The sequence below is a fragment of the Stutzerimonas sp. S1 genome, from assembly GCF_025966695.1.
In the GTDB taxonomy this organism is placed as follows: Bacteria; Pseudomonadota; Gammaproteobacteria; order Pseudomonadales; family Pseudomonadaceae; genus Stutzerimonas.
In genome coordinates, this window is sequence record NZ_JAOEIY010000009.1 from 16,806 (window position 1) to 40,380 (window position 23,575).

The following is a 23,575-nucleotide window of genomic DNA, read 5'->3' on the forward strand; positions in this document are numbered from 1 at the left end:
TTAGAGCGATGCGCTGACCTTGGGCCGGGTTACGCGGTCGACCAGGTAGACCAGACCGTGGTAGTCGATCTCGCCATGACGCGACAGGCCGATCTCGCAGGTGCGGCTGGTGGAGATGCCTTCGTCGCAGATCTGCACGGCGTTCTTCAGGCTGCGCAGCGCGTGCTCGTTCAGCTCCGGCGTGGTGAAACCCTTGTCGCCAGCGAAGCCGCAGCAGTGGATGCCTTCGGGCACCACGACTTCCTTGGCGCAGTGGCGGGCGATGTCGATCAGCGCCTGCGCCTCGCCCAGGTGCTGGGTGCTGCAGGTGACGTGCACGGCGATCGGCTTGTCCTGCGGGACGAAGTCCAGCCGGTCGAGCAGATGCGTGCGGATGAAGCGCACCGGGTCGTACAGGTCCAGGCGCTGATCGGTCAGGCCCTGGACCAGGCGCAGGGTGCAGGGGCTGGTGTCGCAGTAGATCGGGTCGAGCCCGCCGCGGCTGGCCTTGAGCAGCGCATCGAGCATTTCCTGGCGCTTGCGTTCGCCCTGCTCGGCGTAGCCCTTGGAGGCGAACGGCTGGCCACAGCACAGGTCGTTCAACTGTTCGGGGAAGATCACCTGGTAGCCGGCCTTTTCCAGCAGGCTGCGGGTCTTGTCGAGCAGCGGCTCCTGTTCCTGATCGCGTGCCGCCGGGCCCATGGCACGGGAAACGCAGGCGGCGAGGTAGACCACCCGTGGGCGCTCGTCGCCGGTAGCTGGCTTGGGCAGGTGCAGGCGTTGCAGTGGCTGCGGCGTGGACGGCGTCCACTGTGGCACGCGCCCTTTGCTGGCATTGGTCATCGCCGAAGACAGCTTGGCCAGATTCTTGGTGCCCATGATCAAGTGCGCACCGTTGGCCACATGCAGCATGAAGCGGGTGCCTTGCACGGCGGTGGCGAAATGCTCGGCCAGCCAGTTGGCGGTGCCGGTTTTGTTCGCCTCACGGCCGCGCAGTTTGCGCACCAGGTCGCCGGTATTGATGCCCACTGGGCAGCGCTGGGCGCAGAGACCGGTGGCCGCGCAGGTTTCGACGCCGTGGTAGTGGTAGAGCCGCTCGATTTCCGTGGTGTCGACGCCGGCACGTTTGCGCGCCTGGATGTCGCGCCAGATGACGATGCGCTGGCGCGGGGTGAGGGTCAGGCCGTTGGACGGGCAGACCGGCTCGCAGAAGCCGCATTCGATGCACTTGTCGACGATTTCGTCGGCGGCCGGCAAGGGCTTGAGGTTCTTCAGGTGGATGTCCGGGTCTTCGGAGAGCACCACGTCCGGGTTGAGGATGCCGGTGGGGTCGAGCAGGCGCTTGATCTTCCACATCAGCGCGTAGGCTTCGCTGCCCCATTCCAGCTCGACGAAGGGCGCCATGTTGCGCCCGGTGCCGTGCTCGGCCTTGAGCGCGCCGCCGAATTCGACGGCTACCAGTTGCGCCACTTCGCCCATGAAGGCCTCGTAGCGAGCGACCTGCGCCGGGTCATCGAAGCCCTGGGTGAAGACGAAGTGCAGGTTGCCCTCCAGCGCATGGCCGAAGAGGATCGCCTCGTCGTAGCGGTGCTTGTCGAGCAGTTCGATCAGGCGGTTGACACCCTCGGCCAGGCGCTCGACGGGGAAGGTGACGTCTTCGATGATCACCGTGGTGCCGGTCTGGCGCACGGCGCCGACTGCCGGGAAGGTGTCCTTGCGGATCTTCCAAAGCTGGTTGTAGACCACCGGGTCTTCGCTGAAGTCGACCTGCTTTTCCACCGGGAAATGCGCGATGGAGGTCATGATCAGGTTGATCTGCTCGTGCAGCAGCGACTGGCTGGCGGCGCGCGATTCGATCAGGAGCGCGCAGGCCGTCGGCGACAGTTCCTTCACCCACTCGGGCATGCCGGCCTTGTGCTCGACCGAGCGCAGGCTGCGCCGGTCGAGCAGCTCAACCGCCGATACCGGCTGCTGCTTGAGCACCGGCACGGCGAGGCAGCAGGTTTCCACGTCGGGGAACACGACCAGCGCGCTGGCCTTGTGCGGATGGTCCGGTACGGTGTCGTAGGTCACCGCGCTGATGAAGCCCAGCGTGCCTTCGGAACCGACCATCAGGTGATTGAGGATATCCAGCGGCTCGTCGTAGTCGACCAGCGCATTGAGCGAAAAGCCGGTGGTGTTCTTCAGCCGATACTTGTGGCGGATCTTCGCCGCCAGCTCGGCATTGGCGCGGGTCTCGCGGCCCAGCTCGGCCAGTTGCTCGAGCAGCGCCGCATGGCTCTGGCGGAACGCGGCGACGCTGGCGGCATCCTCGCTGTCGACCACGGTGCCGTCGGCCAGCACCACACGCAGGCCGGCGAGGGTCTTGTAGCTGTTCTGTGCGGTGCCGCAGCACATGCCGCTGGAATTGTTGGCGACGATGCCGCCGATCTTCGCCGCGTTGATCGACGCTGGGTCGGGGCCGATCTTGCGCTGGAAGGGCGCGAGCACCGCGTTGGCGTTGGCGCCGATGACGCCGGGTTGCAGGCGGATCTGCGCGCCGCCGTGGCGAATCTCGCGGCCGTTCCAGTTGTCGCCGAGCACGATCAACACCGAGTCGCTGATCGCCTGGCCGGACAGGCTGGTGCCGGCGGCGCGGAAGGTCACCGGCACGTTCTCGGCATGCGCCAGCTTGAGCAGCCTGACCACTTCGGCTTCGGATTCGACGCGCACCACCAGCTTGGGAATCAGCCGGTAAAAACTTGCGTCGGTGCCGAAGGCGAGAGTGGAAACCGGGTCGTCGAAGCGACGTTCGGCGGGGATCAGGCGTTCGACTTCACGGATGAACGCCGCCGGCAGCGGCGCACGTTCGAGCTGGGCGGCCGCGTTCATGCGTCCTCCAGGATCAGCAAGACCAGATCTTTCGGCCCGTGGGCGCCGTAGGCCAGCACCTGCTCGATGTCGGCGGTCTTCGACGGGCCGGAGACCAGCAGTGCATTGGTCGGCATGCCGGCGGCCCAGTGAAACTTCTGCTGGATCTCGTAGAAGTTGTCGTGAATTTCGCTGGCCTTGAGGATGGCGAAATGCACCGGCGGCACCAGGCTCATCAGGCGTGGTTCCTCGCGGGTCGGCCACATGATCAGGCTGCCGGTGGAGGCGATGGCGCCGAGGGTGCCGGTGAGGCTGGCCGGGGTGTCGTTGAACAGCTCGTCCTTCCATTCCTCGACCGGGCGGTCGTAAGCCTTGAGCGTCGGCAGGCCTTCACGGCCGGCGCAATACGCGGTGAAGCGCTGGCCGTACGGCGTGGTTGGGGCGATCAGCAGGCTCGGCAGCTGGCGGTCGTGCAGCAGCTGTTCGAGCAGGGCGGGCCAACCGGCATCGGTGGTCAGATGGATCTCGGTGTGCACAGCTTCCATCAGCTGGCGCAGGCGGGCGATACGCTGCTCCGCGGGGTAAGTCCACGGCTGGGTAACCAGCGACTCGTCGTAGTCATCGACGATCGGTGTGGTGCCTTCCAAGCTCGTGTTCAGCTTGGCGAGAATGTTGGCTTTGGCGCTCATGTCAGGCTCCCGGAAACGGCACGTTGGTGGAAAAAAGCTGCGCTTGTTTTCCACCCTACGGAGCCCGCAGGCCGGCGTAGGGTGGACAACGGCGCAGCCTTGTCCACACGGGTGTTGAGGCGGCAGCGGTCGAGGCTCATCGCTTGCCCTCCAGGTGTGCCTTGGCCAGCTCGTGCAGCGAGCGGGCGGCCGGTTTCGGTGCGCTGTGATTCTGCGTCCAGGGGCCGATGTTCGACGGCGTCAGGGCGCGCAGGCGGGTGGCGAAGAAGCCGAACAGGCGGTACAGCGTCGGGCTGCTATTGAGCAGGCGCCAGCCGGCCCAGATCAGCCGTTCTTGCCGCGAGTACTTGGCGCCCTGGCCGCGCATGACCTTGTGTGGGTCGTCCGGTGCCTTGACGTTCTCCTCGCGCAGACGGCGCAGGAGGGTCGGAATTGGAATCTTCACCGGGCAGACTTCGCCGCAGGCGCCGCACAGCGACGAGGCGCTGGGGTGATCCGGCACCTTGTCCAGACCGACCATGTGCGGGGTGATGATCTTGCCGATCGGCCCGGGATAGACCTCGCCGTAGGTGTGGCCGCCGACGCGGGTGTACACCGGGCAGTGGTTCATGCAGGCGCCGCAGCGGATGCAGTTGAGCGTCTGGCGCAGCTCGCTGTCGGCGAAGGCCTGGCTGCGGCCGTTGTCCAGCAGGATCAGGTGCACTTCCTGCGGGCCGTCCAGCTCGTTCGCCTTGCGCGGGCCGGAGATCATGTTGACGTAGGTGGTGATCGGCTGGCCCAGCGCCGAGCGGGTCAGCAGGGAGAGCAGCGGGACGACGTCGCGCAGGTTCTCCACGACCTTCTCGATGCCGGTGACGGCGATATGCACCGGCGGCACGGTGGTACTCATGCGGCCGTTGCCTTCGTTCTCCACCAGCAGCAGGGTGCCGGTCTCGGCCACCGCGAAGTTGACCCCGGAGACGCCGATGTCGGCCTCGAAGAACTTCTGGCGCAGCGTGCGGCGGCCGATCTGAATGAGTTGGTCGACGTCCTTGGTGTACTCCACGCCAAGCTTGTCGTGGAACAGGGACGCGACCTGGCCGGCGTTCTTGTGGATCGCCGGCATGATGATATGGGAAGGCTTTTCGTGGTCGAGCTGGACGATGTACTCGCCCATGTCCGATTCCAGGCATTCGATGCCATGGCCTTCGAGGAAATGGTTCATCTCCATTTCTTCGCTGACCATCGATTTGCCCTTGATCACTTGGCGCGCCTCGTGAGCGCGGGCGATCCCGAGGACGATGTCGTTCGCCTCTTCGACCGTCTCCGCCCAGTGCACCTTCACACCGTTGCGGGTCAGGTTGGTTTCCAGCCGCTCGAGCAGTTCGGGCAGCTTGGACAGTGCGCGGGCGCGGATATGGTTGCCCATCTCGCGCAGCCGCTCGCGTTCGTCGGCATCGCTGAAGGCCGCGGCGCGCTTGGTCATCAGCGAGTCCATGGCGGTGCGGAAGTTGCGCCGCAGCTGCTCGTCCTTCAGCGACTTGCGCGCGCGGGCGCGGAAGTCCGGGTCGCCGGCGTTCTCGATCTGTACCGCGGGGATGCGCTGTTCGGCGTTCATCGGGCACCTCCGGTGCGTTGCCAGAGGAAGCTCGCCAGGTGCTGGCCGCGCAGGGCTTCGCGCTGCTTTTCCAGCGAGCCATTGATGTTCATCAGGCAGCCGCAGTCGGCGCTGACCACCTGATGCGCGCCGGATTCCTTCAGCGCGCGGGTCTTGTCCAGCACCATGGCGCCGGAGATATCGGGCATGCGCACGCTGAAGGTGCCACCGAAGCCGCAGCATTCGCTCTCGTGATCATGCTCGACGCGCTCGACTTGGCCCAGCTGGGCGAGCAGGGCACGGCCGTGCAGGTGGGTGTTCATCTCGCGACGGGCTGAGCAGGAGGTGTGCAGGGCAACCTTGGTCGGTGTGCCGGCGTCCTTGAACTCGACCTTGCAGACGTTGAGCAGGAACTCGGCCAGCTCGAAGGTGCGCTCGGCCAGCGCCTGGGCCTGCTTCAGCGTGGCCGGCTCGTCCTTGAACAGGTCCAGATAGTGGTGGCGCAGCATGCCGGCGCAGGAACCGGAAGGGACGACCACCGGCCAGTCGTTGGCGAACAGTGCCAGCTGCGCACGGGCCACCTTGCGCGCCTCGTCGGTATAGCCGGTGGTGTAGGCCGGCTGGCCGCAGCAGGTCTGGCCCTGCGGGTAGTGCACGGTCAGTCCTTCGCGTTCGAGCAGACGGATGGCATCCAGGCCAGCCTCGGGATAGAACAGATCCACCACGCAGGTTCCGAACAGGTAGACCTGGCTCGGCTTGGCCGGATACTCGCGTGGTTTGGGCAGCGGCGGCGCGACGCGGGTAGCGTTCGGCGCAGCATCGTAGAAGAGTTCGCTCATCGGCTTGGTCTCCGGGTGGACCCGGTTATCCGCAAACTGCGGGATGTTGGAAACGCTCTTGCCCCGCATGGGCGGGGCAAGACATCACGGTTGAATCACACTCCGACCAGCGGGTCGCTCACGCCCATCACGTAGATCGCGATCAGCGTCAGTAGGCCCGAGACCAGAACGTAGTACAGCGTTGGCCATACCGTCTTGCGAAGCGTAGTTCCTTCGCGGCCTAGCAACCCCACTGTAGCGGAGGCAGCGACGACGTTGTGGATCGCCACCATGTTGCCCGCCGCTGCCCCTACCGCCTGAGCGGCGACGATCAATGCGCCGGAGATGCCAAGGTTCTGCGCGACGCCGAACTGGAACTGGCTGAGCATCATGTTGCTGACAGTGTTGGAGCCGGCGATGAAGGCACCCAGTGCGCCGATGCTTGGTGCCAGCAGCGGATAGACCGAACCCACGCTATCGGCCACGTAGCGCGCCATGGTGATCGGCATGCTCGCCAGTTCTGCGGTGTTGACGCCGGAGTTGATCAGGATGCGCACCATCGGCACGGTGAACAGCAGCACGAAGCCGGCGCCGATCAGCACCTTGCTCGATTCACCGACCGCAGCGGCCAGTTCGCGAACCTTCATGCCATGCAGGAAAAACGTGGCGATGACTACGGCGACCAAAATGCCGCCCGGCAGGTACAGCGGCATGAAGTCGGCCTTGATGCCGGCCTCGCCGAGGATGTCCGGGAAGACCAGCACGACGGACTTCATGAAGGCGCCGACTTCCGGAACCGTGCGACTGATCACCAGCAGCGCGCCGACCAGTACGTAGGGCAGCCAGGCGCGGAAGGTGCTCATCGGCTTGGCGGTCAGTTCTTCGAGCTTCATCTCGATGCTGCCGAGCCACTCGCTCGGCCATTCCTTGGCATCAGCGAAGTCCCAGGATTTCTTCGGAACCAGGAAGCCGAAACGGGCGGCGCTGGTGACGATGGCCAGGCCGATCAGCCCGCCCAGCAGGGAGGGGAACTCCGGGCCGAGGAAGATGCCGGTGGCGACGTAGGGCAGGGTGAAGGCCAGACCGGCGAACAGGGCGAAGGGCAGCACTTCAAAACCGGCCTTCCAGCTTTTTTCCTTGCCGAAGAAGCGGGTCAGCATCAGCACCATGATCAGCGGCATGATGGTGCCGGTCACGGCGTGGAGAATCGCCACTTCGCTGGTGATCAGCTGCAGGAAGGCCGGCCAGCTGGAACCTTGGGCGGTCAGTTGCGCAGCCAGCGTCGCGGTGTCCAGACCGCCGTTGATGCCGATGATGATCGGTGTGCCGACAGCGCCGAAGGACACCGGTGTCGACTGCACCAGCATGCCGAGGATGACCGCGGCCAAGGCCGGGAAACCGATGGCGACCAGCAGCGGCGCGGCGATGGCTGCCGGGGTGCCGAAGCCCGAAGCGCCTTCGATGAAGCAGCCGAACAGCCAGGCGATGATGATGGCCTGGATGCGGCGATCGGGGCTGATAGTGGTAAAACCAGCACGGATGGCGGTGATGCCACCGGAGTGCTTGAGCGTATTGAGCAGCAGGATTGCGCCGAAGATGATCCACAGGACGCCGGCGGTGATCACCAGACCTTGTACGGTCGAAGCGAGTACGCGGTTGAAACTCATGTCCCAGACGTACAGCGCGATACCCGCGGTGAGCAGGTACACCAGCGGCATGGCGCGCTTGGCGGGCCAGCGCAGGCCGATCAGCAGGATGGCAGCAAGCAGAATTGGGGAAAACGCGAAGAACGCGAGAAGGCCGTTTGACATGGATTCAGACTCCCGCCGTCACAAGGCGCTGGATGGGGTCGATAGAGACCGAGGATTGGCGAATTCGATACGACTTCATGGGTCGTCCTCTTCTTGTTGGGATTCGCACTGTAAAGTGGTAATACCAATTTATCGGTGCGAGACGCCAGCGTAAGAGGTCGCGCTTGGATGCGTCAATTCAGCAACTTTAGACATTGGTAGTACGCTGCGGTGTTGCGGGGCCATTCGGGCGCCGTTAGGCTGGCATGACATTTAAAGTGGTCAAACCAATCGAGAGCGGGATTCGCGATGGAAGTGGGAGTGGTGCGCCAGCGGCGGCTGGCCGATGACATCGTTGCGCAGCTGGAAACCATGATTCTGGAAGGTACGCTCAAGGCCGGTGAGCGGCTGCCCGCCGAGCGCGCATTGGCCGAACAGTTCGGCGTATCGCGCCCGTCACTGCGTGAGGCGATCCAGAAGCTCGCTGCCAAGGGGTTGCTGATCAGTCGGCACGGCGGCGGCAATTTCGTCGCCGAGTCTCTGGGCTCCACGTTCAGCGATCCATTGTTGCACCTGCTGGAGAACAACCGTGACGCACAGCGTGATCTGTTGGAGTTCCGGCATACCTTGGAAGGCAGTTGCGCCTATTACGCTGCCATGCGCGCCACCGAGGTGGACCAGCAGCGGCTGACCGAGGCCTTCGCCGCACTGCAGGATTGCTACGCCCGTGAGGGTACGGTCACCCGCGCAGAGGAGGGGGCGGCCGATGCCCAGTTCCATCTGGCCATCGCGGAAGCCAGCCATAACGCCGTGCTGCTGCATACCATTCGTGGTCTCTTCGATCTGCTAAAGCGCAATGTCGTGACCAACATTGGCGGAATGTACGCCCTGCGCGATGAAACGCGGCACATGCTGATGAGCCAGCATAGCGAGCTGTACGAGGCGATCATGGCGCGGCGCGCGAGCGAGGCCCGCGACGTGATCCATCGGCACATTAATTACGTGCAGGAGGTGCTCGCCGAAGGGCAGCAGGAGGCTCAACGTCTGGCTCGCGCGCAGCGCCGCCATGGCGAGCGGGTGGGACACAAGGCTTGAGGAGGGCACGCCTGCGGGGCGGGCGTGCTCGGGAGGGGATCTTAGGCGGGTGAGAGCGGCGAACGATTCAGTCGTCCTTGCCTTTGGTGCGCATGGCTCGCTGGATCTCACGGGCGGAGTCGCGCTCCTTCTCGGTATGGCGCTTGTCGAACTCCTTCTTGCCTTTGCCCAGGGCGATCTCGCACTTGATCATGTGCTTCTTCCAGTACAGCGACAGCGCCACGCAGGCGTAGCCCTTCTGCTGCACGGCACCGAACAACTTGCCTAGCTCGCGCTTGTTCAATAGCAGCTTGCGGGTACGAGTCGGGTCGGCGATGACATGGGTGCTCGCCGTGGTCAGAGGAGTGATGTGGCTGCCCATCAGCCAGGCTTCGCCATCCTTGAGCAAGACGTAGCTATCGACCAGCTGTGCCTTGCCCGCCCGCAGGCTTTTCACTTCCCAGCCAGCGAGGACGAGACCGGCCTCGAACTTCTGTTCGATGAAATAATCATGTAGCGCTTTCTTGTTCAGCGCGATGGTCCCGGGGGACTGTTTCTTCTGTTTGGCCATAGGGGGCGCATTATAGGGAGTCGCATCGCGGCTGGCGACAGCCTCGGCATTGTGGTTGCGTGAAACTTGAGGGGGGCGCGCTTATCCCTGACAATGTCGCGGTTTTTTGCACGCGCCGTGGTGGTGCTGCCAAGGCCGGGGCTGCTCGTGGAGCAGAACGGCAGCGGGATGGCTGCAAGCGCAGACGGCATGACGAAGTAGAAGGTCCGCATGACGACGCATATTCAACGCTCGGCGCTGCTCCCATACCCGGCACGGGCTCTGTTCGACATGGTCAACGACGTGGCGAGCTATCCGCAGTTCCTGCCCTGGTGCTCCGCCACCGAGGTGTTGGCCAGCAGCGATACGCAGATGCACGCGAGCATGACTGTCGCCAAGGCTGGCCTCAGTCAGAAGTTCAAGACGCGTAATGAGCTGCAGGCTGGCAAACGTATTGAAATGACGTTGGAGGAGGGGCCGTTCAGTCACCTGCACGGCATCTGGGAGTTCAAAGCGCTAGGAGAGAAGGCCTGCAAGATCAGCCTCGATCTGACCTTCGACTACGCAGGTCCACTGGTCAAGGCCACGCTTGGTCCGCTGTTCAATCAAGCGGCCAACACTTTGGTTGATGCGTTCTGTGATCGGGCGAAGCAGCTCTATGGATAAGCCGGAGATCGCCATAGAGGTGGTATATGCACTGGCCGACAAGCAGAAGTTGTTGCGCCTGACCGTGCCGGCCGGGACTTCGGTGCGCGACGCGGCGCTACGTTCGGGGATGGCTGCGTTTTTCCCGGGCCTCGATCTCGCGAGTGCACCGCTGGGGATCTTCGGCAAGGCGGTAGCCAAGCCGGACGAGCGGATTCTGGAAGAGGGCGAGCGGGTGGAGATCTACCGGCCGCTCATCGCTGATCCTAAGGAGGTGCGCAAGCAGCGTGCCGCCAAGGCGGCGAAGACCAAGGCCGACGACGCTGAGGCGAACTGAGCGGTAAGCGTTTCAGTGGCAATAAAAAGCCCGGCTAGGCCGGGCTTTTTATTGCGTGCTTATTCGGTGTCCAGCGGTTCGGGTATCGGTACCGCCACCGGTTCGGCAGCGTCGACTTCACGCTGGATCTGTTCGAGTAGTGAGCCTGGCGCAGGTTTCTCCGTCTCTGGCTGCTGGGTCTCGGGCTTGCTCGCAGCGGGTGCCTCGGACGTAGCTGGCTGGGTGCCGAGGATTGCCTCGTCGCGGCTGACGCCGGGCATGAAGTCGCCGGCCAGGCCGACCAGCTGGTCGTTGCCGTCGAAGACCAGGCTCACACGCTCCTGCTGTCGCGGGCTGCCGCCAGGCTGAATGCTGTACAGATAATCCCAGCGATTGGCATGAAAGGTATCGGTGATCAGCGGGTTGCCCATGATAAACCGCACTTGTTTGCGGGTCATTCCCGGGCGCAACTGGTCTATCATGTCCTGCGTGACGACATTGCCCTGTTGAATGTCGACCTTGTAAACCCCGGGAAATGAACAACCGGCGAGTGCGAACAAACCCACGAGCGTGAGGCTGGTCAGCATGAGCTTGGTGTTTTGCATCGGTGGGTGACTTCCACTATCTTGGCTGGGCAAAGAACCCGGATCATACCCGTATTGAAGGAGGCTGCGAAACAGCAGCAGCGAGAAAGCCACCCATGGTTGAAAATAGCGAACTACGAAAAGTTGGTCTGAAAGTAACTCTGCCCCGGGTGAAGATCCTGCAGATGCTGGACACCACCGACCGGCGTCATATGAGCGCTGAGGATGTCTACAAGGCGCTCATGGAGGCGGGCGAAGACGTCGGACTGGCGACTGTCTACCGTGTGCTGACGCAGTTCGAAGCAGCTGGGCTGGTGGTTCGGCACAACTTCGATGGCGGGCATGCCGTATTCGAGCTGGCAGATGGCGGCCATCACGATCACATGGTCTGTGTCGATAGTGGTGAGGTGATCGAGTTCTTCGATTCGGAAATCGAGAAGCTACAGAAAGAGATCGTCAAACGGCACGGCTATGAGCTGGTCGATCACAATCTGGTGCTCTACGTGCGCAAGAAGGCCTGAAGTCTTCTTTGCATGAAAAAAGGCGACCTGCGGGTCGCCTTTTTTGTTCGATCTGCTCGGCGCTCAGGATTGTGCCGCGCCGACCATCTGGCGAGCGTGCGCCAGTGATTGCTCGGTCAGGTCGACGCCGCCGAGCATTCGTGCGATCTCCTCGATACGTCCGCTGCCATCCAGTTCGGCGACGGCAGTGCGCGTTTCGTCGCTGCCCCGCGCCTTGTGTACGAACAGGTGATGATGACCCTGGGCGGCAACCTGCGGCAGGTGCGTGACCGTCAGTACCTGGCCGCGTTCGCCAAGTCGACGCAGCAACTGGCCGACGATTTCGGCGGTCGGGCCGCCAATGCCAACATCTACCTCATCAAAGACCAGCGTTGGTACTCGCGAGGTCTGGGCAGTGATCACCTGAATCGCCAGGCTGATGCGCGACAGTTCGCCGCCCGAGGCGACTTTGGCCAGCGGGCGCAACGGTTGCCCTGGGTTGGCGCTGACCAGAAACTCCACCTGCTCGAGCCCGTAGGGCGGATAGTCGCCTTCCGCAGCCGGCTTGAGCGTCACGCTGAACTGGCCGCCGGGCATGCCCAGGCGCTGGATCTCGTTCTCTACCGCGCTTGACAACTGTGCAGCGGCGGCCTGGCGGATGCGGCTGAGTTCGCCGGCTTTTTCCTCGTAGTGGCGCGCATTGGCGGCCAGCTCTTCAGTGAGACGTTCAAGCGCTTCATCATCGGCATTCAGGCCCTCCAGCTCTTCCAGCAGTCGCTGCTGCAGGCTGACCAGCTCCGTAGGCTGTACGCGATGTTTGCGCGCCAGGGTATAGATGGCGTCCAGCCGTTCTTCCAATGCCTGCTGGCGTTGCGGGTCAGCATCGAAATGATCGATGAAGCGATTGAGTTCGCCGACGGCCTCCTCGACTTGAATCTGCGCGCTGGCCAGCAGGTTGGCCGCTTCGCCAAGTGCGCCCGCCTGGTTCTGGAAGGCGCTCAGGCGTTGCAGGCTCGACGTTAGGGCGGATAGCACGTTGCCCGCATCGCTTTCGCTGCATAGTTCCATGACCTGGCGGCAGGCGCCGAGTAGCTGTTCGGCATTCGCAAGGTTCTTGTGCTCCTGCTCCAGCTGTTCCAGTTCATCCTCGGCCAGTGCCAGGTTTTCCAGTTCTTCCAGCTGGTAGCTGAGTAGCTGGTGGCGTGCGCGCTGTTCGTCGCTGCTGTTGCTCAGGCGCTCCAGGGTTTGCCGGGTCTGGCGCCAGCGCTGTGCGGCGAGCTGAACCTGACGCGCCAGATCCTGACTGCCGCTGTACTCATCAAGCAGGCGGCGGTGGGTGTCGGGCTTTAGTAGCGATTGGTGCTCATGTTGGCTGTGAATGTCGATCAGCAGCTCGCCGAGAGCTTTGAGATCGCCCTGCGGGCAGGGAGTGCCGTTGATATAGCCGCGCGAGCGACCTTCGGTAGTGATCACGCGGCGCAGAATGCAGGGCCCTTCGGTATCGAGGTCGCGCTCCGCAAGCCAGGCGCGGGCGTCGGGAATGTCGTCCAGATCGAAGCTGGCGAGGATGTCTGCCTTGTCAGCACCCAGCCGTACCACGCTGCTGTCGGTACGGTCGCCGAGCGCCAAGCCCAGGGCATCGAGCATGATCGACTTGCCGGCCCCGGTCTCTCCGCTGATCACGCTCATGCCGCGTTTCAGCTCGAGATCCAGATGTTCGACGATGGCGTAGTTGTGAACCGAAAGATGAACCAGCATGGTGGCGCTCCGGAGTTGCGTGGCTGGCTATTTATACAGTGGTTTTCTGTGTCGCTTCAAGTGCGCGCGTCTCCGTGGGTGCGAAGGGGGCTGCGGCGGGCCGATCTATGTGGTGAGGTCTTCATCGGCAACCTGGACACGCTGTAGGGGCTTTGCCCTTGAAGCGAGGTTTTGTGCCCCCATATAGCGGCACAAGCGCGGGCTGTCGCCCGCCGACGTACTGAGATTAAGGAGGAATGCATGGCCGACGAGCAGAACCTGGACAACCAGACCCCTGAAGGGCAAGAGCCCGCGCAAGCCACCGCGGCTGAAGATCTGGCTGCCCGCGTGCAGTCCCTCGAGGAGCAGCTGGCGGCTGCCCAGGATCAGTCGCTGCGGGTGGCGGCTGAACTGCAGAACATTCGCCGGCGTGCCGAGCAGGATGTGGAGAAGGCCCACAAGTTTGCGCTGGAGAAGTTCGCCGGCGATCTGCTGGCGGTCGCCGACAGTCTGGAGCGGGGCCTCGAGCTGTCGAAGCCGGACGATGAGGCGGTCAAGTCGGTGCGCGAGGGGCTGGAGCTGACGCTCAAGCTGTTGCTCGACACGCTGGCGCGCCATCAGCTGACGCAGATCGATCCGCATGGCGAGCCGTTCAATCCGGAGCACCATCAGGCAATGGCAATGGAAGAGAGTACCCATGCCGAGCCGGGCAGCGTGCTCAAGGTCTTCCAGAAGGGTTATCTGCTCAACGGGCGCCTCCTGCGTCCGGCGATGGTGGTGGTCAGTAAGGCGCCGGCCGACGTGCCGCCTTCAATTGACGAGAAGGCTTGAATTCGGGCTGGCCATCCCCATCTGGTAGCCAAGCGTTTTTGTGTTACCCGCAGCCGGTAAACAGGCGCGGACCAATCAAAGTTCGGAGAGAGATTAAATGGGCAAGATCATCGGTATCGACCTGGGGACCACCAACTCCTGTGTCTCCATTCTGGAAAACGGCAACGTCAAGGTCATCGAGAACGCCGAAGGCGGCCGTACCACTCCGTCGATCATCGCGTACACCAATGATGGCGAAACCCTGGTGGGCCAGTCGGCCAAGCGCCAGGCGGTGACCAACCCGCAGAACACCCTGTATGCAGTCAAGCGTCTGATCGGCCGTCGCTTTGAAGAAGACGTGGTGCAGAAGGACATCAAGATGGTGCCGTACAGCATCGTTAAGGCAGATAACGGCGACGCCTGGGTCGAAGTGAAGGGCCAGAAGATGGCGCCTCCGCAGATTTCCGCCGAAGTGCTGAAGAAGATGAAGAAGACCGCCGAGGACTACTTGGGCGAGCCGGTCACCGAAGCGGTCATCACCGTTCCGGCCTACTTCAACGACAGCCAGCGCCAGGCCACCAAGGACGCCGGGCGCATCGCCGGTCTGGACGTCAAGCGCATCATCAACGAGCCGACCGCCGCGGCGCTGGCCTACGGCATGGACAAGGCCAAGGGCGACCACACCGTGATCGTCTATGACCTGGGCGGCGGTACCTTCGACGTGTCGGTGATCGAGATCGCCGAGGTCGATGGTGAGCATCAGTTCGAAGTGCTGGCTACCAACGGTGACACCTTCCTCGGTGGCGAGGATTTCGACATTCGCCTGATCGACTACCTCGTCGAGGAGTTCAAGAAAGAGACCGGCATGAACCTCAAGGGCGATCCGCTGGCCATGCAGCGCCTGAAGGAAGCTGCCGAGAAGGCCAAGATCGAGCTGTCCTCCAGCCAGCAGACTGACGTCAACCTGCCGTATATCACGGCCGATGCGTCCGGTCCGAAGCACCTGAACGTGAAGATCTCCCGCGCCAAGCTGGAGTCGCTGGTCGAGGATCTGGTCGAGCGCACCATCGAGCCTTGCCGCATCGCTCTGAAGGATGCCGGTATCGACGTTTCGAAGATCGACGACGTGATCCTGGTCGGCGGTCAGACCCGTATGCCGCTGGTGCAGCAGAAGGTCGCCGAGTTCTTCGGCAAGGAAGCGCGCAAGGACGTCAACCCGGACGAAGCCGTCGCAATGGGCGCCGCCATTCAGGGCGCGGTGCTGGCCGGTGACGTCAAGGATGTGCTGCTGCTCGACGTCTCCCCGCTGACCCTGGGCATTGAGACCCTCGGTGGCGTGATGACTGCGTTGATCGAGAAGAACACCACCATTCCGACCAAGAAGTCGCAGGTGTTCTCCACTGCCGACGACAACCAGAATGCCGTGACCATTCACGTGCTGCAGGGTGAGCGTAAGCAGGCGGCACAGAACAAGTCGCTGGGCCGCTTCGACCTGGCCGACATTCCGCCGGCACCGCGCGGCATGCCGCAGATCGAGGTCACCTTCGACATCGACGCCAACGGCATCCTGCACGTGTCCGCCAAGGACAAGGCCACCGGCAAGCAGCAGTCGATCGTGATCAAGGCCAACTCCGGTCTGTCCGAGGAGGAGATCGAGCAGATGGTGCGCGACGCCGAAGCCAACGCCGAGGAAGACCGCAAGTTCGAGGAGCTGGCGACTGCACGCAACCAGGGCGATCAGCTGGTCCACGCCACTCGCAAGATGCTGACCGAGGCCGGTGACAAGGCCAGTGCCGACGACAAGACGGCGATCGAGAAAGCCATCGGCGAACTGGAGCTGGCCATCAAGGGCGACGACAAGGCCGAGATCGAGGCCAAGATCGCGGCGGTTTCCCAGGCCTCTACGCCGCTGGCGCAGAAGATGTATGCCGAGCAGCCGCAGGGTGCCGAAGGTCAGCCGGCCGCGGACAAGGACCAGGCGGGCGACGATGTGGTCGATGCCGAGTTCGAAGAGGTCAAGGACAACAAGTAAGCCCCGGCTTGCTTCCGCTCCAGTCCGCCCAAGGCTTCGGCCGGGCGGACCTGACCGCCGCGCGGGAGCTTGCTCCCGCGTCGGCGTGTCTGGAGGGCATGAATTTGAGGGTTCAGGAAAGTTATGGCCAAACGTGATTTTTACGAGGTGCTGGGGGTCGAGCGCGGCGCCAGCGAGGCGGAGCTGAAGAAGGCCTACCGCCGACTAGCCATGAAGCACCATCCGGATCGCAATCCGGGTGACAAGGCCGCTGAAGAGGCCTTCAAGGAGGCTAACGAGGCCTACGAGGTGCTCTCCGATGCGAGCAAGCGCGCGGCATACGACCAGTACGGTCATGCCGGCGTCGATCCGCAGATGGGTGCAGGCGCTGGGGCAGGCTACGGTGGGGCGAATTTCTCCGACATCTTCGGTGACGTGTTCAGCGACTTCTTCGGTGGGGCGCGCGGCAGTTCGCGTGGCGGCGCGCAGCGCGGCAGCGACCTGCGCTACACCCTGGAGCTGGATCTGGAAGAGGCGGTGCGCGGCACCACGGTCACCATTCGCGTGCCGACGCTGGTCGAGTGCAAGACTTGCGATGGCTCCGGCGCGAAGAAGGGCTCCAGTCCGGTAACCTGCACCACCTGCGGCGGCATTGGCCAGGTGCGCATGCAGCAGGGTTTCTTCTCTGTGCAGCAGACCTGCCCGCGCTGCCATGGCAGCGGCAAGATGATTTCCGATCCCTGTGGCAGCTGCCACGGCCAGGGGCGCGTGGAGGAGCAGAAGACGCTGTCGGTCAAGGTTCCGCCGGGTGTCGACACCGGCGACCGTATCCGCCTGTCTGGCGAGGGTGAGGCCGGCGCTCAGGGTGGCCCGGCGGGCGACCTCTATGTCGTGGTCAATGTTCGCGAACATTCGATTTTTCAGCGAGATGGCAAGCACCTGTACTGCGAAGTACCGATCAGTTTTGCCGATGCAGCATTGGGTGGCGAGCTTGAGGTGCCGACGCTGGACGGTCGGGTCAAGCTGAAGATCCCGGAAGGCACGCAGACCGGCAAACAGTTCCGCTTGCGTGGCAAGGGCGTGGCGCCGGTGCGCGGTGGTGCTGCCGGCGATCTGATGTGCCGGGTGGTGGTCGAGACGCCGGTCAATCTGAGCAAGCGCCAGCGCGAAATGCTCGAAGAGTTCCGCGGAACGCTACAAAACGATAGTTCACACTCGCCCAGGGCTAGTGGCTGGTTCGAGGGCGTGAAGCGCTTTTTCGGGGACTTGTAATCAGTGTGACGCGCAGTGCGGGCGCTGAAGCTGCCCACACTGCGCGGTGCATGCAGCCTGGAGCTGATTTATGCGACGTATTGCTGTGATGGGTGCCGCTGGGCGCATGGGCAAGATTCTGATCGAGGCGGTGCAGCAGACCGCTGGTGCTGCGGGGCTGACCGCCGCCATCGACCGACCGGACAGCAGTCTGGTGGGGGCCGATGCTGGTGAGTTGGCAGGCATCGGTCGGCTTGGGGTGCCGCTGTCCGGGGACCTAACCAAGGCTGCCGATGAGTTCGATGTGCTGATCGACTTCACTCACCCCTCGGTGACGTTGAAAAATCTGGACATCTGCCGGCGTGCGGGCAAGGCCATGGTCATCGGGACTACCGGATTCTCGGCTGAGGAGAAAGAGCGGCTGGCGGCGGCAGCGAAGGATATTCCGATCGTGTTTGCGGCTAATTTCAGTGTCGGCGTGAACCTCTGTCTGAAGCTGCTGGACACCGCTGCGCGCGTGCTGGCGGATGAGGTGGATATCGAGATAATCGAAGCTCATCATCGCCATAAGGTCGATGCGCCATCCGGCACCGCGCTGCGTATGGGCGAGGTGGTCGCCAATGCGCTCGGACGTGATCTGCAGAAGGTCGCGGTATACGGGCGAGAGGGGCAGACCGGGGCGCGTGCGCGGGAAACCATCGGGTTCGCCACTGTGCGTGCCGGTGATGTGGTAGGTGATCACACCGTGTTGTTCGCGGCGGATGGCGAGCGTGTGGAGATCACGCATAAGGCGTCCAGTCGCATGACGTTCGCCAAGGGGGCGGTGCGCGCGGCGTTGTGGCTGGAACAGCAGCCTCCCGGACTCTATGACATGCAGGATGTGCTTGGTCTGAAATGAGTTTCTGCTTTGGTCGGCTGGATGCTGCTCTTTTCGGGCGCGCTGTTCGGCCATTTTGGCTGGACCCGAAAAGGGGTTTTCTGTAAGCTACTCGCTTTAGTGTGTCCACTAAAAGTTGCGCAGAAATGAATCAAACAAAAAGCGGGATGACCTTCACACGTCATCCCGCTTTTTTACAATCTGCGTTTGCTCCAGCCTTGATCTACGGGAGGTCTCTTGACTAAGCCAGCCATACTCGCCCTTGCTGATGGCAGCATCTTTCGCGGCGAATCCATCGGCGCCGATGGGCAAACCATCGGTGAGGTGGTATTCAACACCGCAATGACCGGCTATCAGGAAATCCTCACCGATCCTTCCTACGCCAAGCAGATCGTCACGCTCACGTATCCGCACATCGGCAATACCGGTACCACGCCGCAGGATGCGGAGGCGGCTCAAGTGTGGGCTGCAGGTTTGGTCATTCGCGATCTACCGCTGCTGGCCAGTAACTGGCGCAACAAACAGTCGCTGCCCGACTACCTTAAGGCCAACGGTACCGTTGCCATTGCCGGCATCGATACCCGTCGCCTGACTCGTATTCTGCGTGAGAAAGGTGCGCAGGATGGCTGCATCCTGGTGGGGGACGATGCCACCGAAGACAAGGCGCTGGAACTGGCGCGCAGCTTCCCCGGCCTCAAGGGCATGGACCTGGCCAAGGTGGTCAGCACCAAGGAACGCTACGAGTGGCGCTCCAGCGTCTGGAATCTGCAGAACGATAGTCATCCGGAAACTCCTGCCAGTGAGTTGCCGTACCACGTTGTGGCCTATGACTATGGTGTGAAGTGGAACATCCTGCGCATGCTGGTCGCGCGCGGTTGCCGCGTGACCGTGCTGCCGGCGCAGACCCCGGCAAGCGAAGCCCTGGCGCTGAATCCGGATGGAATCTTCCTGGCCAATGGTCCGGGTGACCCCGAGCCTTGCGACTACGCGATCAAGGCGATTCAGGAAGTACTCGAAACCGATATTCCGGTTTTCGGCATCTGCTTGGGTCATCAGTTGCTCGCGCTGGCCTCCGGTGCCAAGACGGTGAAGATGCCCAACGGCCACCACGGTGCCAACCATCCGGTCCAGGATCTGGATACCGGTGTAGTGATGATCACCAGCCAGAACCACGGTTTTGCCGTCGACGAGGCCAGTCTGCCGGTCAATCTGCGCGCCACTCACAAGTCGCTGTTCGACGGTACCCTGCAGGGTATCGAGCGTACCGACAAGGTCGCCTTCAGCTTCCAGGGCCACCCTGAAGCCAGCCCCGGCCCGCACGATGTCGCGCCACTGTTCGACCGTTTCATCGAAGCCATGGCCAAGCGCCGCTAAGCCTGCCGACTGACCAAAGGATTCGAGAGTAAGAAAATGCCAAAACGTACAGATATCAAAAGTATCCTCATCCTCGGTGCCGGCCCGATCGTTATCGGCCAGGCCTGCGAGTTCGACTACTCTGGTGCCCAGGCGTGCAAGGCGCTGAAGGAAGAGGGATTCCGCGTCATTCTGGTGAACTCCAACCCGGCCACCATCATGACCGACCCGGCCATGGCCGACGCTACCTATATCGAGCCGATCAAGTGGGCCACCGTGGCCAAGATCATCGAGAAGGAGCGTCCGGATGCGCTGCTGCCCACCATGGGTGGCCAGACCGCGCTGAACTGCGCGCTGGACTTGGAAAAGCACGGTGTGCTGGAGAAGTTCGGAGTGGAGATGATCGGTGCCAATGCCGACACCATCGACAAGGCTGAGGATCGTTCGCGCTTCGACAAGGCGATGAAGAACATCGGCCTGGCCTGTCCGGTATCTGGCATAGCGCACAACATGGACGAAGCCTACGCCGTGCTCGACAAGGTCGGCTTCCCCTGCATCATCCGTCCTTCGTTTACCATGGGTGGCACTGGTGGCGGTATCGCCTACAACCGTGAAGAGTTCGAAGAGATCTGCGCCCGCGGCCTGGATCTGTCACCGACCAGCGAGCTGCTGATCGATGAGTCGCTGATCGGCTGGAAGGAATACGAGATGGAGGTGGTCCGCGACAAGAAGGACAACTGCATCATCGTCTGCTCCATCGAGAACTTCGATCCGATGGGCGTACACACCGGTGATTCGATCACCGTGGCTCCGGCGCAGACCCTAACCGACAAGGAATATCAGATCCTGCGTAACGCCTCGCTGGCGGTTCTGCGTGAGATCGGCGTGGAAACCGGCGGTTCCAACGTGCAGTTCGGCATCTGCCCGAATACCGGTCGCATGGTCGTGATCGAGATGAACCCGCGTGTGTCGCGTTCCTCGGCCTTGGCTTCCAAGGCTACCGGATTCCCGATCGCCAAGATCGCCGCCAAGCTGGCGGTGGGATACACCCTCGATGAGTTGCAGAACGACATCACTGGCGGCCGCACGCCTGCCTCGTTCGAGCCGGCCATCGACTACGTCGTAACCAAGGTGCCGCGTTTTGCCTTCGAGAAATTCCCCAAGGCTGATGCGCGTCTGACCACGCAGATGAAGTCGGTCGGTGAGGTCATGGCCATCGGTCGTACTTTCCAGGAATCCATGCAGAAGGCTCTGCGTGGGCTGGAAGTCGGCGCTACCGGGTTCGATCCGAAGCTAAATTTTGCCGATGTTGAGGCCGAAAGCACCCTCAAGCGCGAGCTGACCGTTCCGGGCGCTGACCGCATTTGGTACGTGGCTGATGCCTTCCGTGCCGGCAAGAGCGTCGACGACGTATTCGCACTGACCAAGATCGATCCTTGGTTCTTGGTACAGATCGAGGACCTGGTCAAGGAAGAGGAGCACGTCAAGACGCTCGGTCTATCCAGTATCGATCGAGATCTGATGTACAAGCTCAAGCGCAAGGGCTTCTCCGACGCGCGTCTGGCCAAGCTGCTGGGTGTCACCGAGAAGAACCTGCGCAGCCATCGCCATAAGCTCAAGGTATTGCCGGTCTACAAGCGCGTCGACACCTGCGCGGCCGAATTCGCCACTGACACTGCTTACATGTATTCGACCTACGAGGAAGAGTGCGAGGCCAATCCGTCGAGCCGCGACAAGATCATGATTCTTGGCGGCGGTCCGAACCGTATCGGTCAGGGCATCGAGTTCGATTACTGCTGCGTGCACGCGGCGCTGGCGATGCGTGAAGACGGTTACGAGACCATCATGGTCAACTGCAACCCGGAAACCGTCTCCACCGACTACGACACTTCCGACCGTTTGTACTTCGAGCCGGTAACTCTGGAGGACGTGCTGGAGATCGTCCGTGTCGAGCAGCCCAAGGGCGTGATCGTGCAGTACGGCGGCCAGACCCCGCTGAAAATCTGCCGCGCCCTGGAAGAAGCCGGCGTGCCGATCATCGGTACCAGCCCGGACGCGATCGACCGCGCCGAAGATCGTGAGCGCTTCCAGCAGATGGTGCAGCGCTTGAACCTGCGTCAGCCGCAGAACGCCACCGCGCGCAGCGAGGAGGAAGCCATCGCGGCGTCCAAGACCATCGGTTATCCGCTGGTGGTGCGTCCGTCCTACGTACTCGGTGGTCGGGCAATGGAAATTGTCTACGAGGAAGAAGAACTCAAGCGCTACATGCGCGAAGCGGTGCAGGTGTCCAACGACAGCCCGGTGCTGCTCGACCACTTCCTCAACTGCGCCATCGAGGTGGATGTGGATGCCGTATGCGACGGCGAGCAGGTGGTGATCGGCGCGATCATGCAGCACATCGAGCAGGCTGGCGTGCACTCCGGTGACTCCGCCTGTTCGCTGCCGGCCTATTCGCTGCCGCAGCACATTCAGGACGAGATCCGCGAACAGGTGCGCAAGATGGCCCTGGAACTCGACGTGGTTGGCCTGATGAACGTGCAGATGGCCGTGCAGGGCGAAGACATCTACGTGCTGGAAGTGAACCCGCGTGCTTCGCGCACCGTGCCGTTCGTTTCCAAGTGCATTGGCGAGTCGCTGGCCAAGGTCGCCGCACGCGTCATGGCCGGCAAGACCCTGGCTGAGATCGGCTTCACCAAGGAGATCATCCCGCCGTTCTTCAGCGTCAAGGAAGCGGTGTTCCCCTTCGCCAAGTTCCCTGGAGTGGACACCATACTTGGCCCGGAAATGAAGTCCACCGGCGAGGTGATGGGTGTCGGCGATAGCTTCGCCGAGGCTTTCGCCAAGGCCCAGCTGGGTGCCAGCGAAATCCTGCCGACTTCCGGTTGCGCGTTCATCAGCGTGCGCGAAGACGACAAACCCTACGTCGAGCAGGTCGCCCGTGATCTGATCGGGCTGGGCTTCGAAGTGGTCGCGACCGCCGGCACGGCGCGCATCATCGAGGCCGCCGGATTGCCGGTGCGTCGCGTGAACAAGGTGACCGAAGGACGGCCGCACGTGGTCGACATGATCAAGAATGACGAGGTTACGCTGATCATCAACACCACCGAAGGACGGCAGTCGATTGCCGATTCGTATTCCATTCGTCGTAATGCCCTGCAGCACAAGATCTGCATCACCACCACCATCGCCGGTGGTCAGGCGATCTGTGAGGCGCTCAAATTCGGTCCCGAGAAGACTGTGCGCCGTTTGCAGGATCTCCATGCAGGAATCAACGCATGACAAAATTCCCCATGACCATCCAGGGCGCTCGCGCCCTGGAAGAAGAACTCAAGCATCTGAAAACTGTGCTGCGCCCGCAGATCACTCAGGCCATCGCCGAGGCGCGTGAGTTGGGCGATCTCAAGGAGAACGCCGAGTACCACGCAGCGCGTGAGCAGCAGGGCATGGTCGAGGCGCGCATTCGTGACATCGAGGGCCGTCTGCAGAACGCTCAGGTAATCGATATCGCCAGTATTCCGCCGACCGGTAAAGTGATCTTCGGTACGACTGTGGATATCGCCAACGTCGAAACCGATGAGCAGGTGACTTATCAGATCGTTGGTGACGACGAGGCTGACATCAAGCAGGGCAAATTGTCGGTGAGTTCGCCGATTGCTCGCGCGCTGATCGGCAAAGAAGAGGGGGACGTGGTAGCGGTCAAGACGCCCAGCGGTCTGATCGAGTATGAGATTGTCGAGGTTCGCCATCTCTGAGCGACGGCGGTCGCCGGCCGCCGTCATCAGTTGGCAGCTGGCTCAGACCTTCTGGGTCGGCGGCCTTTGGCTATTGCACTTCGTCGTGCTGCCTGCGCTGGGCAAGGTAGGGCTGGCACCGTTGCTGGTCGATGACATCGCCAGTGCGCTGCGTCCTTTGCTGGTGGGTTTCGCGGCGTTCTGCGTGGTCCTGCAGGCGATGGTGTTGGTGCAGGTTACCGGGTTGGTGCGTTTCGTTCGCGACCTGCGCGGCCAGTTGTTGCTGACGATCCTGCTGCTTGCCGCCAGCTTCTTCGTCGAGCGCGTTGACGGCTTTGAGTCGGTCTACTGGCCGGTGTTCAGTTACCTCGCGATAGCCTGCTGTGGGCTGATGCTGGTGTTGCAACCGTTGCCGGGACGTGAGGACTGATAAT

20 protein-coding genes are annotated in these 23,575 nt (G+C 62.6%); 12 read left to right on the plus strand and 8 right to left on the minus strand.

Annotation, left to right across the window (positions count from 1 at the left end; all coding sequences use genetic code 11):
* The 5 genes from N8H22_RS18695 to N8H22_RS18715 form a co-directional block, all read right to left on the minus strand.
* Entirely contained in the window at positions 1 to 2,850 is a 2,850-nt protein-coding gene (locus N8H22_RS18695; protein ID WP_264591997.1) for an FAD-binding and (Fe-S)-binding domain-containing protein, read from the minus strand.
* Complete coding sequence (locus N8H22_RS18700) at positions 2,847 to 3,518, minus strand: lactate utilization protein (RefSeq protein ID WP_264591998.1); 672 nt, start codon at positions 3,516 to 3,518, stop codon at positions 2,847 to 2,849. Before N8H22_RS18700 ends, N8H22_RS18695 begins: the two co-directional genes overlap by 4 nt.
* A 136-nt stretch (positions 3,519 to 3,654) precedes the next feature.
* Positions 3,655 to 5,115, minus strand: a complete 1,461-nt coding sequence (locus tag N8H22_RS18705; protein WP_264591999.1) for a LutB/LldF family L-lactate oxidation iron-sulfur protein — start codon at positions 5,113 to 5,115, stop codon at positions 3,655 to 3,657.
* Positions 5,112 to 5,933 (minus strand): (Fe-S)-binding protein, encoded by an 822-nt coding sequence (locus N8H22_RS18710; protein WP_264592000.1) that lies wholly within the window; start codon positions 5,931 to 5,933, stop codon positions 5,112 to 5,114. Before N8H22_RS18710 ends, N8H22_RS18705 begins: the two co-directional genes overlap by 4 nt.
* 95 nt (positions 5,934 to 6,028) lie before the next feature.
* Positions 6,029 to 7,723 (minus strand): L-lactate permease, encoded by a 1,695-nt coding sequence (locus N8H22_RS18715; RefSeq protein WP_264592001.1) that lies wholly within the window; start codon positions 7,721 to 7,723, stop codon positions 6,029 to 6,031.
* Positions 7,724 to 8,011: 288 nt separating this feature from the next.
* Here N8H22_RS18715 and N8H22_RS18720 point away from each other — a divergent pair, with 288 nt between their 5' ends.
* A complete protein-coding gene (locus tag N8H22_RS18720) occupies positions 8,012 to 8,797 on the plus strand; it encodes a GntR family transcriptional regulator (protein WP_264592002.1) in 786 nt (261 codons plus the stop codon).
* Positions 8,798 to 8,864: 67 nt separating this feature from the next.
* Here the strand turns inward: N8H22_RS18720 and smpB are convergent, their stop codons facing one another.
* Positions 8,865 to 9,347, minus strand: coding sequence for an SsrA-binding protein SmpB (gene smpB, locus N8H22_RS18725; RefSeq protein ID WP_264592003.1), 483 nt, complete (start codon positions 9,345 to 9,347; stop codon positions 8,865 to 8,867).
* 210 nt (positions 9,348 to 9,557) lie between these two features.
* Between smpB and N8H22_RS18730 the strand changes: the two genes are divergently transcribed.
* On the plus strand, positions 9,558 to 9,992 hold the full coding sequence (locus N8H22_RS18730) for a type II toxin-antitoxin system RatA family toxin (RefSeq protein ID WP_264592004.1): 435 nt from the start codon (positions 9,558 to 9,560) through the stop codon (positions 9,990 to 9,992).
* Positions 9,985 to 10,308 carry an RnfH family protein gene (locus N8H22_RS18735; RefSeq protein WP_264592005.1) on the plus strand — a complete coding sequence of 108 codons (324 nt, stop codon included), beginning with the start codon at positions 9,985 to 9,987 and terminating at the stop codon, positions 10,306 to 10,308. The genes N8H22_RS18730 and N8H22_RS18735 overlap by 8 nt, the downstream gene beginning before the upstream one ends.
* 59 nt (positions 10,309 to 10,367) lie before the next feature.
* Here the strand turns inward: N8H22_RS18735 and N8H22_RS18740 are convergent, their stop codons facing one another.
* Positions 10,368 to 10,892 carry an outer membrane protein assembly factor BamE gene (locus tag N8H22_RS18740; protein WP_264592006.1) on the minus strand — a complete coding sequence of 175 codons (525 nt, stop codon included), beginning with the start codon at positions 10,890 to 10,892 and terminating at the stop codon, positions 10,368 to 10,370.
* Between the two features lie 95 nt (positions 10,893 to 10,987).
* On the opposite strand from N8H22_RS18740, the gene fur reads away from it, so the two are divergent.
* Entirely contained in the window at positions 10,988 to 11,392 is a 405-nt protein-coding gene (gene fur / locus N8H22_RS18745; protein ID WP_264592007.1) for a ferric iron uptake transcriptional regulator, read from the plus strand.
* A 63-nt stretch (positions 11,393 to 11,455) separates the two neighbouring features.
* Here fur and recN read toward each other — a convergent pair whose 3' ends face one another.
* The gene (recN, locus tag N8H22_RS18750; protein ID WP_264592008.1) at positions 11,456 to 13,129 is read right to left on the minus strand and encodes a DNA repair protein RecN; all 1,674 of its coding nucleotides are present in this window, start codon (positions 13,127 to 13,129) and stop codon (positions 11,456 to 11,458) included.
* Positions 13,130 to 13,354: 225 nt separating this feature from the next.
* Here recN and grpE point away from each other — a divergent pair, with 225 nt between their 5' ends.
* The 8 genes from grpE to N8H22_RS18790 all read left to right on the plus strand — a co-directional run bounded on the left by grpE (position 13,355) and on the right by N8H22_RS18790 (position 23,571).
* On the plus strand, positions 13,355 to 13,939 hold the full coding sequence (gene grpE, locus N8H22_RS18755) for a nucleotide exchange factor GrpE (protein ID WP_264592073.1): 585 nt from the start codon (positions 13,355 to 13,357) through the stop codon (positions 13,937 to 13,939).
* Positions 13,940 to 14,036: 97 nt separating this feature from the next.
* Positions 14,037 to 15,950 (plus strand): molecular chaperone DnaK, encoded by a 1,914-nt coding sequence (gene dnaK / locus N8H22_RS18760; protein WP_264592009.1) that lies wholly within the window; start codon positions 14,037 to 14,039, stop codon positions 15,948 to 15,950.
* Positions 15,951 to 16,073: 123 nt separating this feature from the next.
* Complete coding sequence (dnaJ, locus tag N8H22_RS18765; RefSeq protein WP_264592010.1) at positions 16,074 to 17,201, plus strand: molecular chaperone DnaJ; 1,128 nt, start codon at positions 16,074 to 16,076, stop codon at positions 17,199 to 17,201.
* Between the two features lie 70 nt (positions 17,202 to 17,271).
* The gene (dapB, locus tag N8H22_RS18770; protein WP_264592011.1) at positions 17,272 to 18,078 is read left to right on the plus strand and encodes a 4-hydroxy-tetrahydrodipicolinate reductase; all 807 of its coding nucleotides are present in this window, start codon (positions 17,272 to 17,274) and stop codon (positions 18,076 to 18,078) included.
* A 216-nt stretch (positions 18,079 to 18,294) separates the two neighbouring features.
* Positions 18,295 to 19,431 (plus strand): glutamine-hydrolyzing carbamoyl-phosphate synthase small subunit, encoded by a 1,137-nt coding sequence (gene carA / locus N8H22_RS18775; RefSeq protein ID WP_264592012.1) that lies wholly within the window; start codon positions 18,295 to 18,297, stop codon positions 19,429 to 19,431.
* Positions 19,432 to 19,467: 36 nt separating this feature from the next.
* The gene (gene carB / locus N8H22_RS18780) at positions 19,468 to 22,689 is read left to right on the plus strand and encodes a carbamoyl-phosphate synthase large subunit (RefSeq protein WP_264592013.1); all 3,222 of its coding nucleotides are present in this window, start codon (positions 19,468 to 19,470) and stop codon (positions 22,687 to 22,689) included.
* Positions 22,686 to 23,162 carry a transcription elongation factor GreA gene (greA, locus tag N8H22_RS18785; RefSeq protein ID WP_264592014.1) on the plus strand — a complete coding sequence of 159 codons (477 nt, stop codon included), beginning with the start codon at positions 22,686 to 22,688 and terminating at the stop codon, positions 23,160 to 23,162. Before carB ends, greA begins: the two co-directional genes overlap by 4 nt.
* Complete coding sequence (locus N8H22_RS18790) at positions 23,140 to 23,571, plus strand: DUF4149 domain-containing protein (RefSeq protein WP_264592015.1); 432 nt, start codon at positions 23,140 to 23,142, stop codon at positions 23,569 to 23,571. The genes greA and N8H22_RS18790 overlap by 23 nt, the downstream gene beginning before the upstream one ends.
* The last annotated feature ends 4 nt before the right edge of the window (positions 23,572 to 23,575 follow it).

Excerpts from the sequence above, each read along its gene's own strand:
- N8H22_RS18695 (WP_264591997.1), bottom strand. The coding sequence starts at position 2,850 with ATGAACGCGGCCGCCCAGCTCGAACGTGCGCCGCTGCCGGCGGCGTTC.
- N8H22_RS18700 (WP_264591998.1), bottom strand. The coding sequence starts at position 3,518 with ATGAGCGCCAAAGCCAACATTCTCGCCAAGCTGAACACGAGCTTGGAA.
- N8H22_RS18705 (WP_264591999.1), bottom strand. The coding sequence starts at position 5,115 with ATGAACGCCGAACAGCGCATCCCCGCGGTACAGATCGAGAACGCCGGC.
- N8H22_RS18710 (WP_264592000.1), bottom strand. The coding sequence starts at position 5,933 with ATGAGCGAACTCTTCTACGATGCTGCGCCGAACGCTACCCGCGTCGCG.
- N8H22_RS18715 (WP_264592001.1), bottom strand. The coding sequence starts at position 7,723 with ATGTCAAACGGCCTTCTCGCGTTCTTCGCGTTTTCCCCAATTCTGCTT.
- N8H22_RS18720 (WP_264592002.1), top strand. The coding sequence starts at position 8,012 with ATGGAAGTGGGAGTGGTGCGCCAGCGGCGGCTGGCCGATGACATCGTT.
- smpB (WP_264592003.1), bottom strand. The coding sequence starts at position 9,347 with ATGGCCAAACAGAAGAAACAGTCCCCCGGGACCATCGCGCTGAACAAG.
- N8H22_RS18730 (WP_264592004.1), top strand. The coding sequence starts at position 9,558 with ATGACGACGCATATTCAACGCTCGGCGCTGCTCCCATACCCGGCACGG.
- N8H22_RS18735 (WP_264592005.1), top strand. The coding sequence starts at position 9,985 with ATGGATAAGCCGGAGATCGCCATAGAGGTGGTATATGCACTGGCCGAC.
- N8H22_RS18740 (WP_264592006.1), bottom strand. The coding sequence starts at position 10,892 with ATGCAAAACACCAAGCTCATGCTGACCAGCCTCACGCTCGTGGGTTTG.
- fur (WP_264592007.1), top strand. The coding sequence starts at position 10,988 with ATGGTTGAAAATAGCGAACTACGAAAAGTTGGTCTGAAAGTAACTCTG.
- recN (WP_264592008.1), bottom strand. The coding sequence starts at position 13,129 with ATGCTGGTTCATCTTTCGGTTCACAACTACGCCATCGTCGAACATCTG.
- dnaK (WP_264592009.1), top strand. The coding sequence starts at position 14,037 with ATGGGCAAGATCATCGGTATCGACCTGGGGACCACCAACTCCTGTGTC.
- dnaJ (WP_264592010.1), top strand. The coding sequence starts at position 16,074 with ATGGCCAAACGTGATTTTTACGAGGTGCTGGGGGTCGAGCGCGGCGCC.
- dapB (WP_264592011.1), top strand. The coding sequence starts at position 17,272 with ATGCGACGTATTGCTGTGATGGGTGCCGCTGGGCGCATGGGCAAGATT.
- carB (WP_264592013.1), top strand. The coding sequence starts at position 19,468 with ATGCCAAAACGTACAGATATCAAAAGTATCCTCATCCTCGGTGCCGGC.
- greA (WP_264592014.1), top strand. The coding sequence starts at position 22,686 with ATGACAAAATTCCCCATGACCATCCAGGGCGCTCGCGCCCTGGAAGAA.